This is a genomic window from Pseudodesulfovibrio cashew (assembly GCF_009762795.1).
Lineage (GTDB): Bacteria > Desulfobacterota > Desulfovibrionia > Desulfovibrionales > Desulfovibrionaceae > Pseudodesulfovibrio > Pseudodesulfovibrio cashew.
On the sequence record NZ_CP046400.1, the window covers coordinates 2,206,366 to 2,219,676 of the forward strand.

Consider the following 13,311-nt stretch of genomic DNA (forward strand, 5'->3'; position numbering starts at 1 on the left):
CTCCGTTTCCTTTACTCGCCGTGCTTGTAGTAGGGCGCGTTTTCGGCGGGCAGGGGGGTATTGCCCAGGATCAGGTCCGCCGCCTTTTCCGCGATCATCATGGTCGGGGCATAGATGTTGCCGTTGGTCACGTAGGGCATGACCGAGGCGTCTACCACGCGCAGCCCTTCCACGCCGTGCACGCGCAACTCGGGGTCGGTGACTGCCATGTCGTGGGTTCCCATGGCGCAGGTGCAGCTCGGGTGGTAGGCGGATTCGCCTTCCCTGGCCACAAAGTCGAGTATTTCCTCGTCTGTCTGTGCCTGCGGGCCGGGCGCCAGCTCCTTGCCCCGGAACTCGTCGAAGGCGGGCTGGGTCATGATCTCGCGGGTCTTGCGGATGGCCTCCACCCACTCACGGCGCTCCTGCTCTGTGGAGAGGTAGTTGAACAGGATGCTCGGGTAGTCGGCGGGATCGGATGACGTGATCTTCACGTGGCCGCGCACGTCAGTGTTCATGGGCCCGACGTGAACCTGGTAGCCGTGACCCTCGTTGGGGGCCGAGCCGTCGTAGCGGATGGCGATGGGCAGGAAATGATACTGGATGTTGGGGTATTCCACCCGGTCGTTGCCTCGAATGAAGCCGCCCGCCTCGAAGTGGTTGGTGGCGGCCTCGCCCTTGTGTCCGAAGAGCCACTTCATGCCGATCCACGGCTGGTTGTACCACTTGAGGCACGGGAACATGGAGACCGGCTTCTTGCAGGCGTACTGGACGTAGAGTTCCAGGTGATCCTGGAGATTTTCGCCCACGCCGGGCAGGTCCTGGACGACGTTGATGCCCAGGGTGGAGAGCTCGGTGCCGTTGCCCACGCCCGAGAGCTGGAGCAGTTGGGGCGAGTTGATGGCTCCGCCGCAGGAGATGATCTCCCCACCGTAGACCTTGAAGGTCCGTTTGCCGCGCGTGTACTCCACGCCCACGGCGCGCTTGCCCTCGAACAGGATGCGCGTGGTCATGGCCTTGCATTTGACGGTCAGGTTGCGGCGGTTCTTGACCGGGTGCACGTAGGCGCGGGCCGCGTTCCAGCGGCGGCCACGGTAGGTGTTGCGGTCGAACTTGCCGAACCCTTCCTGCTGATAGCCGTTGACGTCCTTGGTCACCGGGTATCCCGCCTCCTGTACGGCCTTGAAGAAGGCGTCGAAGAGCGGGTTGTCGCATTCGGGCTCGGTCAGGTAGAGCGGCCCCACCGCGCCTTGATATTCGTCGGCACCGGCGGTGCGGCACTCGAACCGCTTGAAATAGGGCAGGCAGTGGGCGTAGTCCCAGTCCGCCAGTCCGTCCTCCTTGGACCACTTCTCGTAATCCATGGCGTTGCCGCGAATGTAGATCATGCCGTTGATGCAGCTGGAACCGCCCAGGACCTTGCCGCGCGGTTGGTAGATGCGGCGGTTGTGCATGTGCGGTTCGGGCTCGGACTCGTACCACCAGTTGTAGGTCTTGCCCGCCAGGGGGTAGGTCAGGGCCGCAGGCATATGAATGCGGAAATCGAGCTTGAAGTCGGGCAGTCCCGCTTCCAGGACCAGTACTTTGCTTTTGGGGTTGGCGCTCAGGCGGTTGGCCAGGACAGAGCCGGCGGAGCCGCCGCCGACTATGATGTAATCATAGTGTTTCATTGAGGATGTTCTCGCTTGTGGCTATTGGTTGTCGTCTTGCAGGAACTCGGGTTGGTCAACGGACTCGGCCCTCTCCTCCACGCACTGCCTGAGCAAAACGTAGTGTTGGCTGACGTGGCCAAGGGCCCGCATGAGTTGTCCCTGTTCGATGGCCCGGGCCGTGTCGCTCCAGTTGGCGGCGGCCTTTTCCCGGAAGGACGCCTCCTCGTACAGGGCGTAGTCGTGAGAACTGAATCCCATCTGGATGGCGTGCATGACCCACTCGAACAGCGGGTTGCGTGCCATGCGCACGAGCATGAGGTTCAGCTTGCGGTCCAGTTCGCTGGTGGCGACGAGGTCCGGTTCGTCCTCCTTGAGCATGCCCTCCAGGCGAAGGGCCTCACCGAGCAGTTCCATCTTCTCTTCACGGCTGCCGAGGGCGATGGCCAATTGCGTGATAGTCCGGTCCAGAGTCTCGCGGAACTCGATCAGCTTTTCCGGCTCCACCGGGTGCTGTTTGAGGAAGAGGGCCAGGGATTCCGAAACATTGGCGACTTCAACCTGCCTGACGTAGGCCCCGCCTTTGGCTCCCTTCTTCACTTCGAGGAGCCCCTTCTGTTTCAGTATCTTGATGGCCTCGCGGATCACGCCGCGTCCCGTGCCGAACTGTGACTGCATTTCCCGTTCGCTGGGGAGACGCTCTCCTGGCTGCAGCCGTCCATCCATGATGGCGGCCTCGATCTGGAGCGCGACTTCCTCACTGGCGCGGCCAGCCTGGACAGGAAGGAACAGGGAAATTTCTTCTTTGATCGGAGACAATGGTATTACCTATCTAGCAATAATTTGCCATTTTGTTTCTATTTGGCGCTAAAAGCACCTATTTGGTAGGACCATTCTAGGCAGGTTTCGCGAAGGACGTCAAGGCGGAGGGGTAGTCGCTGAGGAGTCTAATGATTTCAAAGTCTTATTGAGACATAAGCCCGGATATCGAATGGTGGCCGGTGGGCTCGGCTGGGGTGAGTCGTCTGCGAAATGGACGCGAGGGTAGTCGAATAGCGGAGAGCGGCGGCACTGCGTGCGCGGGGAGCCGGGCACACCCCGCGCAGACTGGAGCGGGTGGTGAGTTTATACGGCGATGTCGATGTTCGCGCCGGGGAGGGAGGCCGTTGCTTCACCTACTTCCGTCACGCTCTGTTTTTCCATTAATGCGGACAGTTCTTCTGCTGAACCGGTGGTCATGTCACCTGTCTTTTCAACGGCGGGGGTGGCTTCTTCTGTACCTGCGGAGGATGCGGGCTCCTCGTCAAAGGCGGTTGAGGAATCGACGATTTCCGTCTTCTGATCGCCAGTCGCGTCGAGTTGTTCCTGCTGTTCCGTTTCGCGCTCTTCGCGCTCCTTCTCCAACTGTTCGGCGGAGGTCTCGGCGACAACCTGTTCCACGATACTCTCTACAGAGTTGGCCGCCTTGGTTCCGGCCAGGGTCTTGACAGCATAGTTGTCTGGGTCGGCTGCCGCTGCGGCCAGGGAGTACATGTCCATCATTCCTTGCATGCGATTTCGAAAGTCATTTTTGACGTCGAAATTGGAGAGCATGGCCTCGACATACTGCGACTGCTGGTAGTCGCGTTTGAAGAAGTTGTCTTCCAACAGGTTGCGCGAGGCCGCGCTTACGGTCGTTTCAATGTCGTCTTGCAACGTATTCGACTTGGTCGTCGACAAGGCGGCCATGTCTTGCGAGCCATTCATGTCCGTCGCGAGTGCAAAGGCGGTGGAAGTATCATTACCAATTTTCATGGTGCCTCCCTGCTGTGAAAAGGTCTAACCCACTGTGCCGCTCTATCGACACGATAGATCATATCTTCAGATCACATGAAGAAATGTTCAGATGTTTCCGGGAAAAATGGAGGCCAGGATTATCCGGGAGCGTGGAAGGACAGCCATTGCGGTAGGTTTCAGGGCTGTCCGCAGTTCTGGCGAAGAGGACTATTGGGTATGCCTGGGCAGATCATCCGTATGCCGCGGGGTGATTGTTCAAGGAGTTCCTCTTTCGCATTTTTTGTCGAGTTTGTTTTCAAAAAAGAAAGTTGCGCTAGTGCCAATTTTGCAATATGTTAGTTTTGCGATTATCAATTTTGTATTTATGACAAGTTGAGGTCGCGGTTTTGTCTCTGAAAAGCTGTGGTTACCTGTGTGGGAGTATCTCTCTTAAATTGCAGGATTATTTTTTATATACCGTCTCTTTTCGAGATTTTTGTTTTCGGTTGGCGTTTTTGGGTGCGGATTTTGAAATGAGGCACTCTGTATGGCGGAGGAAAGCGTCCGCTTTCCGTTTGAATAGCAAGAGTTCCGGCCGGGACAGTTTCATCCCGGTCCAAGACATGAACGAAACGGAGCGCTACAAGCTCCGGATTTAGGGAGAATAGAATATGTTTGAAGCACCATATCTGCTTTTTCTCGGGGATGCCCCGGATGGACTGGCGGCCAAGATGGCTCAGGGAATCTACGACTGGCGGCCTGAAGCCGTGGCCGGACAGTTCCGCATGGAAGGCTGCAAGGCCGACATGGGCGTGAAGGACATGACCATCAAGGAAGCCGCCGAAGCGGGCATCAAGACCGTAGTTGTCGGCGTCGTCAACCGTGGCGGCATCATCGGCGAGAGCTGGATCTCCGTGCTGGGCGAAGCCCTGGAGGCGGGCATGGATGTGGCCTGCGGCCTGCACAACCTGCTGCGCGACGAGCCCGCCCTGGTGGCGGCCGCCGAGAAGGGCGGCAGCAAGCTGCACGATGTTCGCGTCCCCTCGGTCAAATATCCCATCGCTTCCGGCAAGAAGCGCACCGGCAAGCGCTGCCTCGCCGTCGGCACCGACTGCTCGGTCGGCAAGATGTACACCGCCCTGGCCATCGACCGCGAGATGAAGAAGCAGGGCTTGAAGTCCACCTTCCGCGCCACCGGCCAGACCGGCATCCTCATCGAGGGCAACGGCGTTCCGCTTGATGCGGTCGTCGCCGACTTCATGGCCGGTTCCATCGAGTGGCTGACCCCGGACAACGACGCGGACCACTGGGACATCATCGAAGGGCAGGGCAGCCTGTTCCACGCCTCCTACTCCGGCGTGACCATGGCCCTGGTCCACGGCGGCCAGCCCGACGCCCTGATCCTGTGCCACGAGCCCACCCGCGAGACCATGCGCGGCCTGCCCGACTACGCCCTGCCGTCCCTGGAGCAGCTTCGCGACACCGCGCTGACCCTGGCTCAGTGGGTGAACCCGGACTGCAAGGTGGCCGGTATTTCCGTCAACACGCAGCACATGTCCGAGGAAGAGGCCCTGGCCTACCTCAAGGACGTGGAAGAGAAGATGGGCATCCCGGCGGTCGATCCCTTCCGCCAGGGCGCGGGACGTCTGGTCGAGGCCCTGCAATGCCTTTAATCCTGAGCCGTGACGTCTTCCCGCTGGCCAAGGCCTTCACCATCTCTCGGGGCTCGCGCACCGAGGCCGTGGTGGTTCGGGTCGAGGTCCATGAGGACGGTTTTTCCGGGAGGGGCGAGTGCGTCCCGTACCAGCGTTACGGCGAAACCGTGGACAGCGTCATGGACCAGATCCGGGCGCTGCCTGCGGACCTCAATCGCGCATCCCTGCAGGATCTCCTGGCTCCCGGCGCGGCGCGCAACGCCGTGGACTGCGCCCTGTGGGACCTGGAGGCCAAGAAGGCGGGCAAACCGGTCTGGCAACTGGCCGGACTCGGTGAGCCCGGTCCGCTGCAGACGGCCTTCACCCTGTCCCTGGATACCCCCGAGAACATGCTGGAGGACGCCCGCCTGAATGCGGACCGTCCCCTGCTGAAGATCAAGCTCGGCACCGAGGACGACATCGCCCGTATCGAGGCCGTGCGCGAGGGCGCGCCCAAGTCGCGCATCATCGTGGACGCCAACGAGGGATGGACCGCAGAGTCCTACGCCCGCATGGCCCCGGTGCTGGTGCGCCTGGGCGTGGACATGGTGGAGCAGCCGCTGCCCGCCGGTGACGACGACGCCCTGCTCACGCTGGAGCGCGTCCTGCCGGTCTGCGCGGATGAGTCCTGCCATGACAGGGCCTCCCTGCCCGATCTCAAGGGCAAATACGACATGGTCAACATCAAGCTCGACAAGACGGGCGGGTTGACCGAAGCGCTGGCCCTCAGGGAGGGCGCCTTGCGTGAAGGGTACAAGATCATGGTCGGCTGCATGGTGGGATCGTCCCTGGCCATGGCCCCGGCCATGCTGGTGGCCCAGGGCGCGGACGTAGTGGACCTGGACGGTCCGCTGCTCCTGGCCGAGGACCGCCCCTTTGGATTGCATTATGACAAGGGAGACGTCTATCCCCCCGCGAGCGAGCTCTGGGGATAGGACCGCTCTCCGTGTAAAGAATATACGAGAAATCGAGGATTGATATGAGTCGTACAGTATACATCAACGGCGCGTTCGTGCCCGAGGAAGAGGCCCAGGTATCCATTTTCGACAGGGGTTTCCTGTTCGCGGACGCCGTGTATGAAGTGACCGCCGTGCTGGACGGAAAGCTGCTGGAGTTCGACGGCCACATGGCGCGTCTGGCCCGTTCGCTGGGCGAGCTGGAAATGGAATGCCCCCTGACTCGCGGCGAACTGCTCGAAGTGCACCGCGAGCTGGTCGAGCGCAACGGCGTGGAGCAGGGCGGCGTGTACCTCCAGGTCACGCGCGGCGCTGCCGACCGTGACTTCGTCTTCCCCAAGAACGCACCCCAGACCATGGTGATGTTCACCCAGGCCCGTCCTCTGACCGGAGAGAAGAAGGGGCTGAAGGTCATCTCCACCCCGGACATCCGCTGGGGCCGCCGTGACATCAAGACCGTGCAGCTCCTGGCCGCCTCCATGAGCAAGATGGCCGCCAAGAAGCAGGGCAAGGACGACGCCTGGCTGGTCGAGGACGGTTTCGTCACCGAGGGCAGCTCCAACAACACCTATATCGTCAAGGACAACAAGCTGGTCACCCGGCACCTGTCCAACTCCATCCTGCCGGGCATCACTCGCGCCGCCGTGCTCAAGCTGGTGGCCGAGCTCGACATGGAGATCGAGGAGCGTCCCTTCACCGTCGAGGAAGTCAAGCAGGCCGATGAAGCGTTCATGACCGCCGCCACTTCCTTTGTGTGCCCCGTTGTGGAAATGGACGGGACTGCCATTTCGGATGGCGTTCCCGGCCCCATCGCCAAGCGCCTGAACGAAATCTACATCGAAGAAGCTCGCAAGAGCGCAATTTAACAATTGAAATGATGGGGGTGTTCGCCCATCCCCAATTTGCATTGTGCCGGGCAGTCACTCCGGCTTAGAAGAAAGGCGGGTCCACCTGGGTGGGCCCGCCTTTTTTGTGATCGATCTTGGTCTCCCTCAGCAGGATTGGCGTTGACCCTGTCCTTGACGCCTCTCCCGACGTTGCCGGGCAGCCCCAGAGGGGCAATTTTTCGCCATGCCTAAAGCGCGCTAGGTTTTGCCGGGCATTATTTCCGAGGATGGCGTTCTCTCCCCCCCTGGAACCGTCAAAGCGGCTGGTGGAGTCGGCCCCCCCTAGTGCCGGACCGAGAGAGACTCGCCGTGCAGAAGGTCTGCTTCCCTTTGCGCTGAGCGCATATATCCAAATATTCTATTGGTGTCATCGATTATGTCTATTCAAGCATAGTTGTGTGAAATCATTATATTGTTTTGTTCGTTTGTCAGACTGTATGGCTGCGCCTAGGTTCAATATGGTTCGGAAAACCGGCTGATCGGCCGGGGCGTAATTCCTTCCGAACCATCGCAAGCCGAGGGAGCGAATGCACAGGATTCAACGTATACATCTCGTCGGGCCAGGGCTTCTGGTCCGGCGACTCTGAAGGGGGCCACATGGGCACCAGGCATGGTTCCCTTCGATCCCCGCTCCCGGGAGCTCCGTCATGCCACGCGCGGCGCGCGTCGTCCGTCTGGCTGTGCTCTGACGTCCTTTCTTCCTGTCCACCATATTGGGAACGATCGGTTCCCCGCGCTTCCGACGACTGCCGGGAGCGCTCTTCGCATTTCCTGAGAGCAACCCGCGTTCGCGGGATTAGCCATACCGTCAATGGAGGATTCGATGTTCGTGTCAACCAACACGCCGTCATCCGTCCCTGTGGCCGCCTGTGCCCCGTTTGCGGGTCTCGGGCACGCCATGGATGCGGTTGTTGCCGTGGTCAGATGTCTCTGTCCCCGTTGGAAGGAGTCCGCCGTTGCCGCGCGGATGCCATTCCAGCCCGTCGGAGCATACGGCTACGCCCTGCAATGCCGCCTGGGCCGGGAAACCCGGGCCGGATGACCCTCAAACCAAAGGAGTGGGTATGAAAGTCAACAGAAGAAATTTCCTCAAACTGACCGCAGTCACCGCCGTGTCGTCGGCGTTCTGCGGGCTGGGATTCGAATCCGTGGCGCATGCCGCGGACCGGATCACCATGCTCAAGCCCAAGTGGAGCAAGCAGACCACCAGTATCTGTCCGTATTGCGCCGTGGGATGCGGCCTGATCGTCAACACCGATCTCAAGACCAAACGGGCCATCAACGTCGAGGGCGACCCCGACCATCCCATCAACGAGGGAGCCACCTGCGCCAAGGGCGCATCCATCTGGCAGTTGGCCGAGAACGACGAGCGTCCGAAACGTCCCCTGTACCGCGCTCCCTATTCCTCGGAATGGAAGGAAGTCTCCTGGGAGTGGGCGCTGGGCGAGATCGCCAAGCGGGTCAAGAAGACGCGTGACGCCAGCTTCACCGAAAAGAACGCCAAGGGGCAGGTGGTGAATCGCTGCAACGGGCTGGCCTCCGCCGGGTCGGCTGCCATCGACAACGAGGAGTGCTGGACCTACCAGGCCATGCTCCGCGCCCTCGGGCTGGTCTACGTCGAGCACCAGGCGCGCATCTGCCACAGCTCCACTGTTGCGGCCCTGGCCGAGAGCTTCGGTCGCGGGGCCATGACCAACCACTGGAACGACATCGCCAACAGCGACTGCATCCTGGTTATGGGCAGCAACGCGGCGGAGAATCATCCCATCTCCTTCAAGTGGGTGATGAAGGCCATGGACAAGGGGGCCAAGCTCATCAGCGTGGACCCGCGATTCACCCGTACCTCCTCCAAGGCCGACCTGTACTGCCGACTCCGCGCCGGTACCGACATCGCCGTGCTTGGCGGCATGATCAAGTACATTCTGGACAATGACCTGATCCAGAAGGACTATGTGGTCAGCCACACCAATGCCGCCTTCATCGTCAGCGACAAGTTCAAATTCGATGACGGCCTCTTCAGCGGCTACCACAAGAACGGCGACGACGCGGACTATGCCGGTTCCTACGACAAGTCCCAGTGGGCCTTCGAGAAGGACGGCAAGGGATTGCCCAGGAAGGACGAGACCCTCAAGCATCCCCGCTGCGTGTACAACCTGCTCAAGAAGCACTACGCCCGCTATACCGTTGACAAGGTGGTCAGCGTCTCCGGCATGGACAAGGCCAAATTGCTGGAATTCTACAAGCTCTACTCGGCCACGGGCAAGCCGGACAAGGCGGGCACCATCATGTACGCCATGGGCTGGACCCAGCACACGGTCGGTGTGCAGTACATCCGCACCATGGCCATGGTGCAGTTGCTGCTCGGCAACATCGGCGTGGCCGGCGGCGGTGTAAATGCCCTGCGCGGCGAGTCCAACGTCCAGGGCTCCACTGACCACTGCCTGCTGTGGCACATCCTGCCCGGCTACCTGGCCACGCCCAACGCGGGCCTCAAGACCTACAAGGAATACATCGACGCCAAGGCCGGGCCTCACCTGGCAGGGGCCAAGGACCCCAAGAGCGCGGCATGGTGGCAGTACTATCCGAAATACATGGCGAGCTTCCTCAAGGCCATGTACCCCGAGGCGTCACTGGATGACGCCTACTCCTGGCTGCCCAAGGCCGAGGACGGCAAGACCTACACCTGGTTGCAGCTCTTCGAGGCCATGGACAAGAAGGAGTTCTCCGGCTTCTTCGCCTGGGGCATGAACCCGGCCTGCGGCGGGGCCAATGCAGGCAAGAACCGACGGGCGATGACCAACCTCGACTGGATGGTCAACGTCAACATCTTCGACAACGAGACCGGCTCCTTCTGGCGTGGACCCGGCATGGATCCGAAGAAGGTCAAGACCGAGGTCTTCTTCCTGCCCTGCGCCGTGTCCATCGAGAAGGAAGGCTCCATCACCAACTCCGGCCGCTGGATGCAGTGGCGCTACCAGGGGCCCGTGCCCCGGGGCGAGGCCAAGACCGACGGTCATATCCTGACCGAGCTCTTCGACACCATCAAGGCGCTCTATGCCGAGGAGGGCGGGGCGTTCCCCGATCCCATCAAGAATCTCTCCGTGGACATGTGGAAATCCCACGGTGAGTTCAACGCCCATCAGGCGGCCAAGCTGATCAACGGCTACTTCCTCAAGGACGTGACCATCAAGGGCAAGACCTACAAGAAGGGCACCCAGGTGCCGAGCTTCGCGTTTCTTCAGGACGACGGCTCCACCTGCTCGGGCAACTGGCTCTACTGCAACTCCTACACCGAGAACGGCAACATGGCCGCCCGCCGCAACCCGGCGCAGACCCCGGAACAGGAGAAGATCGGCCTGTTCTCCAACTGGTCCTGGTGCTGGCCGGTCAATCGGCGGATCATCTACAACCGGGCCTCCTGCGACAACACGGGCAAGCCGTACGCCCCGCAGAAGCCGGTCGTTACCTGGAACGGCAAGAAGTGGATCGGCGACGTGCCCGACGGAGGCTGGGCTCCCGGCACCAAGTACGCCTTCATCATGAAGCCGCACGGCCATGGCCACATCTTCGGTCCGGGCCGTCAGGACGGTCCCTTCCCCGAGCACTACGAGCCCATGGAGACCCCCTTCAAGGCGCACGAACTCTCGCATCAGCTCAACAACCCCACGGCGCTTCGCTTCGCTCATGAGGCTCTGGCCGTGGCCGATCCCAAGTATCCGCATGTGGCCATGACCTACCGCGTTACCGAACATTGGCAGACCGGCCTGATGACGCGCCACACTCCGTGGCTGCTTGAGGCCATGCCGCAGATGTTCGTGGAGATGAGCGAGGAGCTGGCCAAGGAGAAGGGTATCGCCAACGGCGAAAAGGTCACGGTTGAAAGCATGCGCGGCAACCTGTGGGCCATCGCCATCGTGACCAAGCGGATGCAACCGCTCAAGGTCATGGGCAAGACCGTCCACCAGATCGGCATGCCGTGGTGCTTCGGTTGGCAGATGCCCCACGACGGCAGCGGCGGTGATTCCGCCAACCTGCTGACCCCGTCGGTGGGTGATCCCAACACCGGCATCCCCGAAACCAAGGTCTTCGTGGCCAACGTCCGCAAGATGTAAGGAGAACGCAATGAACGGTAAATCATTCCTCGTCGACCTGACCCGCTGCACCGCGTGCCGCGGATGCCAGGTGGCCTGCAAGCAATGGAAGAAGCTCCCCGCCGAGAAGACGAAGAACTGGGGTTCGTATCAGAATCCCAAGGACCTCTCCTCGAAAACCATCCGGCTTGTCCGCTTCTCCGAAGTGGAAGTGGACGGTGACCTGAATTGGCTGTTCTTCCCGGAACAGTGTCGTCACTGTGTGGAGGCCCCGTGCGCCGATGTGCCCGAGAACCCCAAGGCTATCGTGCATGACCCGGATACCGGGGCGGTGGTCTACACCGAGCTGACTGCCAAGGAGGACGGAGAGGCCATCCGCATGGCGTGCCCCTACGACATCCCCAGGGTGGACCCCGAGACCAAGGTCGTCAACAAGTGCGACATGTGCATCGACCGGGTCCAGGCCGGGAGGCTTCCGGCCTGTGTCCAGGCGTGCCCCACCGGAACCATGAACTTCGGCGACCGCGAGGACATGCTCAAGCTGGCCGAAGAGCGGCTGGCCTCGGTCAAGGAGAAATTCCCGCAGGCCATGCTGGTGGACCCGGATGAAACACGGGTCATCTATCTGGCCTCAGCGCCTCCCGAAGACTACTATCAATATCTGGAAGCGGATGCTTCCGGTTCCATGCCTGATTCGATGACCAGAAAGCAGCTCCTGGCGAAGCTGGGAAGCCCCATCAAACGTATGCGCGCATAGAAACACCGTAGTACCATTGGTACTGGCACCTCCTCTCCATGTCGGCCCGGCTCCGGCCGGGCCGACTCAGGCTGCAGAGAAAGGTCCGACTGCGGCGTTGCTGCAAAAAAGTTCAACCCCTCGCGTGCAGGAAGTACGTGAGGGGTTGAACTGTTTTTGATCTTGCACTCGAATCTGTCTCAACAGCCTGCCATGGCTGACTGATCCAGAAATCCGGCAGGGCCTCCCCGAAGGAAGGCCCTGCCTCTTTTATGGCGTGTAGAGTCCGGCCCATTCGGGCAGGAAGAGCGAGAGCGCCGGGATCAGCGAGATGATGATCAGGACCACGAAGTCCATGGCCACATAGGGGATGGCTTCCTTGGCTATTTCGTCCACTTCGCAGCCGACCAGGTTTGCCGCCGTGAACAGGTTCACGCCCACTGGTGGCGTCGCCTGCCCGATGGCCAGGGCAGAGATGAAGATGACTCCGTAGAAGACCGGATCGACGTGGAAGGCCGAGAGGACCGGGATGAGGATGGGCATGAGCAGATACGAGATCGAGATGGCGTCGAGGATCATGCCCAGGGCGAACAGGAGGATGTTGACCAGAACGATCATGACCACGGCGTTGGGGGATACCTTGATGATCAGCTCCGCCAGGGTGTCGATGACGCCGGTGACCGAGGCTGCCCAGGTGAAGATGCCCGCAAAGGCCACGATGAACATGATGACGGAGCTGGTCACTGCCGACTCCACCAGGATCTCGACCAGGTCGCGCCAGCCGATGGACCGGTAGATGAGCACGGCCACGAACAGGCTGTAGAACACGGCCACCACGGCGGCTTCGGTGGGCGTGAAGATGCCGGTGTAGATGCCGCCGAGGATGACCACCGGTGCCATGAGCGCCCAGAAGGACTGGCGCAGGGCCTTGAGCAGGTCCGACATGCAGCCCCGGCAGACCAGGCCCCGGTAGCCGCGCCGGTAGGAGATGTACCAGGCCACCAGCATGGTCGCCACTCCGGTCAGCAGGCCGGGGATGATGCCGGCCACGAACAGGGCGGATACCGACACCGAGGTTATGTTGCCGTAGATGATGAAGGCGATGGAGGGCGGGATGATGATGGACAGGTCCGACGCGTTGGCGATGGTCGCCCCGGAAAAGGCCTTGTCATAGCCGTTGTTGAGCATGGGGGTCAGCAGGATCATGCCCACTGCGGCGGTGGTCGCCGGGCCCGAGCCGGACATGGCGCCCCAGAACATGCAGGTGAGCACGGCCACGATGGACAGGCCGCCGGTGGCCCTTCCCACCAGCAACTCGAAGAAGTTGGCTATATGCGCGGCGATGCCCGCCCGCTGCAGGATGACTCCGGCCAGGACGAAAAAGGGAATGGCAAGCAGCGGGAAAGAGGCGATGCCCGAGGCGAAGTTGACCCCGAGCATTTCCGCGCCGAGATCGAAGTACATGATGGTGGCCACGGCCGAGACGCCAAGAGAGGTCCCGATGGGCGCGCCGATGAACATCAGGACGAGAAAGAGGGCGAGGATAAGCAGGAATTCCATGGCG

General features: G+C 61.2%; 10 protein-coding genes. 6 read left to right on the plus strand and 4 right to left on the minus strand.

Features of this window, described 5'->3' with window-relative positions; translation table 11 throughout:
* Positions 1-11 precede the first annotated feature (11 nt).
* From betA to GM415_RS09880, 3 genes are all read right to left on the minus strand, one after another.
* A complete protein-coding gene (gene betA, locus GM415_RS09870; RefSeq protein WP_158947712.1) occupies positions 12-1,649 on the minus strand; it encodes a choline dehydrogenase in 1,638 nt (545 codons plus the stop codon).
* 21 nt (positions 1,650-1,670) lie between these two features.
* Entirely contained in the window at positions 1,671-2,447 is a 777-nt protein-coding gene (locus tag GM415_RS09875; protein ID WP_158947714.1) for a FadR/GntR family transcriptional regulator, read from the minus strand.
* Between the two features lie 306 nt (positions 2,448-2,753).
* A complete protein-coding gene (locus GM415_RS09880; protein WP_158947716.1) occupies positions 2,754-3,422 on the minus strand; it encodes a hypothetical protein in 669 nt (222 codons plus the stop codon).
* 632 nt (positions 3,423-4,054) lie between these two features.
* Here GM415_RS09880 and dgcN point away from each other — a divergent pair.
* The 6 genes from dgcN (at position 4,055) to GM415_RS09910 (ending at position 11,768) form a co-directional block, all read left to right on the plus strand.
* Positions 4,055-5,056 carry an N-acetyltransferase DgcN gene (gene dgcN, locus GM415_RS09885; RefSeq protein WP_158947718.1) on the plus strand — a complete coding sequence of 334 codons (1,002 nt, stop codon included), beginning with the start codon at positions 4,055-4,057 and terminating at the stop codon, positions 5,054-5,056.
* Positions 5,047-6,012 carry an N-acetyl-D-Glu racemase DgcA gene (dgcA, locus tag GM415_RS09890; protein ID WP_158947720.1) on the plus strand — a complete coding sequence of 322 codons (966 nt, stop codon included), beginning with the start codon at positions 5,047-5,049 and terminating at the stop codon, positions 6,010-6,012. The genes dgcN and dgcA overlap by 10 nt, the downstream gene beginning before the upstream one ends.
* 44 nt (positions 6,013-6,056) lie before the next feature.
* Positions 6,057-6,899: a D-amino-acid transaminase gene (locus GM415_RS09895; protein WP_158947722.1), complete on the plus strand. Its 843-nt coding sequence runs from the start codon at positions 6,057-6,059 to the stop codon at positions 6,897-6,899.
* A gap of 844 nt (positions 6,900-7,743) precedes the next feature.
* Positions 7,744-7,962, plus strand: a complete 219-nt coding sequence (locus GM415_RS09900; RefSeq protein ID WP_158947724.1) for a hypothetical protein — start codon at positions 7,744-7,746, stop codon at positions 7,960-7,962.
* A 22-nt stretch (positions 7,963-7,984) separates the two neighbouring features.
* The gene (gene fdnG, locus GM415_RS09905) at positions 7,985-11,032 is read left to right on the plus strand and encodes a formate dehydrogenase-N subunit alpha (RefSeq protein WP_158947726.1); all 3,048 of its coding nucleotides are present in this window, start codon (positions 7,985-7,987) and stop codon (positions 11,030-11,032) included.
* 10 nt (positions 11,033-11,042) lie between these two features.
* A complete protein-coding gene (locus tag GM415_RS09910) occupies positions 11,043-11,768 on the plus strand; it encodes a 4Fe-4S dicluster domain-containing protein (protein ID WP_158947728.1) in 726 nt (241 codons plus the stop codon).
* A 249-nt stretch (positions 11,769-12,017) separates the two neighbouring features.
* Here the strand turns inward: GM415_RS09910 and GM415_RS09915 are convergent, their stop codons facing one another.
* Positions 12,018-13,307 carry a TRAP transporter large permease gene (locus tag GM415_RS09915; RefSeq protein WP_158947730.1) on the minus strand — a complete coding sequence of 430 codons (1,290 nt, stop codon included), beginning with the start codon at positions 13,305-13,307 and terminating at the stop codon, positions 12,018-12,020.
* Positions 13,308-13,311: the final 4 nt, after the last annotated feature.